This window comes from Stenotrophomonas sp. TWI1409 (assembly GCF_039673015.1).
In the GTDB taxonomy this organism is placed as follows: Bacteria; Pseudomonadota; Gammaproteobacteria; order Xanthomonadales; family Xanthomonadaceae; genus Stenotrophomonas; species Stenotrophomonas maltophilia_A.
Genome location: NZ_JBDJKU010000137.1, coordinates 1 through 2,120, shown reverse-complemented (window position 1 = coordinate 2,120; position 2,120 = coordinate 1). Strand labels below are relative to the sequence as shown.

1 protein-coding gene is annotated in these 2,120 nt (G+C 66.6%); it reads left to right on the top strand.

From position 1 onward, the window contains the following. Positions 1–286 precede the first annotated feature (286 nt). On the top strand, positions 287–2,059 hold the full coding sequence (locus tag ABE423_RS20660) for a DUF885 family protein (RefSeq protein ID WP_125893313.1): 1,773 nt from the start codon (positions 287–289) through the stop codon (positions 2,057–2,059). Positions 2,060–2,120 lie beyond the last annotated feature (61 nt).

Sequence of the window (2,120 nt, the reverse complement as noted above, 5' to 3'; positions counted from 1 at the left end):
CGGTTGGCGTCTCTGTTCTTGTGTGGGGGGGGGGTGCCCCCCTTCCCCTCCCCCCACGCCCCCCCCCCCCCCCGACCGGATCGCCGGCGCATCCACGCATGGCGTGGCTCTGTTGCATGTCCGGCGGCCGTGCCGGGTAGCTGCCAACCTTGGTTGGCACACGGGGAAAGCCAGCGCCGACCAAGGTCGGCAGCTACCCGGCACGGCCCAGGCAGGACCTTCGTCCCATGCCACGGGCCGTGGGCGGTGCCATCATCGGGGTCTGCCTTCCCGGGAACCTGTGCTCGTGAAAACCCGTCTTGCCGTTGCCCTGCTGATCGCCCTGTCCACCCCCGCCGTAGCCCTGGCCGCACCGCCCGCCGCCGCCGCGCCGGCCAGCGTGGCTACCGAATCGCCCGCCGATGCCGCCTTCCGCGCGCTGTACGAGAAGGAATGGAAGTGGCGCCAGGAGGGCGGCGGCGAGGCCAGCGAGGACGAGGACGCGCCAGCCAACGCCACCCGCATGCCCGACGTCGGCCCGGCCGCGCAGCAGGCGCGCCTGAAGGTATGGGATGAAACCCTCGCTGCGCTGAAGAAGATCGACCCGAAGACCCTGTCGCCCGACAACCAGATCAACTACGCGATCTACCGCGATCAGGTGTTCAACCTGGCCGAAGAAGTGCGCCTGCGTGGCTACGAGATGCCGTTCAACGCCGACTCCTCGTTCTGGTCCAACCTGTCCTTCATGGCCCGGCGCGAGATGAAGACCGTGCAGGACTACCAGAGCTACATCGCACGCCTGAACGATGTACCGCGTTACTTCGGCCAGCAGACCGAAAACATGCGCGCCGGCCTGAAGCGAGGTTTCAGCGTGCCGCGCGCGGTGCTCGATGGCCGCGAAGTGTCCATCGCCACCGTCGCCGAGCTGATGGATCCCACTGAGTCGCCGCTGTACGCGCCGTTCAAGAAGCTGCCCAACAGCATCCCGGCCGCCGAACAGGCCAGGCTGCAGGCGCAGGCGCGGGAAGCGATCAGTGGCAAGGTAGTGCCGGCGTTCCAGCAGCTGCGCACCTTCTTCGTCAGCGAGTACGTGCCGCAGGCGCGTACCACGCTGGCCGCCGAAGCGATGCCGGGCGGCAAGGCGTACTACAAGCAGCAGATCCACGAATACACCACGCTGGACCTGTCGCCGGACGAGATCCACCGCATCGGTCTGGATGAAGTCGCACGCATCCAGAAGGAAATGAACGACATCATCAAGCAGGTGAAGTTCAAGGGCAGCTTCGCCGAGTTCCTGACCTTCCTGCGCACCGATCCGCAGTTCTATGCGAAGACGCCGGAAGAGCTGCTGTCGCGCGCCGCATGGATCTCCAAGCGGGCCGACGGTCAGCTCGGCAAGTACATGACGCTGCCGCGCGCGCGCTTCACCATCGTGCCGGTGCCGCCGGACATCGCGCCGTTCTGGACCGCCGGCCGCGGTGGCATGGGCACCTACTGGCTCAACACCTACAACCTGCCGTCGCGCCCGCTGTACAACCTGCCGGCGCTGACCCTGCATGAATCCGATCCGGGCCACGCGCTGCAGGGTGCCATTGCCGCCGAGCAGAAGAACCTGCCCGAGTTCCGCCGCAACGCCTACATCTCCGCCTACGGCGAAGGCTGGGCGCTGTACTGCGAGAAGCTGGGCGTGGAAATGGGCATCTACGAAACCCCGTATGAGGACTTCGGCCGCCTGACCTACGAAATGTGGCGCGCCACGCGCCTGGTGATCGACACCGGTGTGCACAGCAAGGGCTGGAGCCGCGAGCAGGCCTTGGCCTACCTGCGTGACCACACCGCGCTGAGCGAGCATGAAGTGACCACCGAAGTGGACCGCTACATTTCCTGGCCGGGCCAGGCCCTGAGCTACAAGCTGGGGGAGATCGCCATCGTGCGCCTGCGTGCGCAGGCCGAGAAGGAGCTGGGCGACAAGTTCGACATCAAGGGCTTCCACGACACCCTGCTCAAGCAGGGCTCGGTGCCTCTGCCGGTGCTGGAACAGCAGATCCAGGCGTACATCGCCGAACGAAAGAAGGCCTGACCGTTCCAAGGTAGTGGCGGGGCCGGGGCCGGCCCCCCCCATGACCCCCAAATTTAGACAT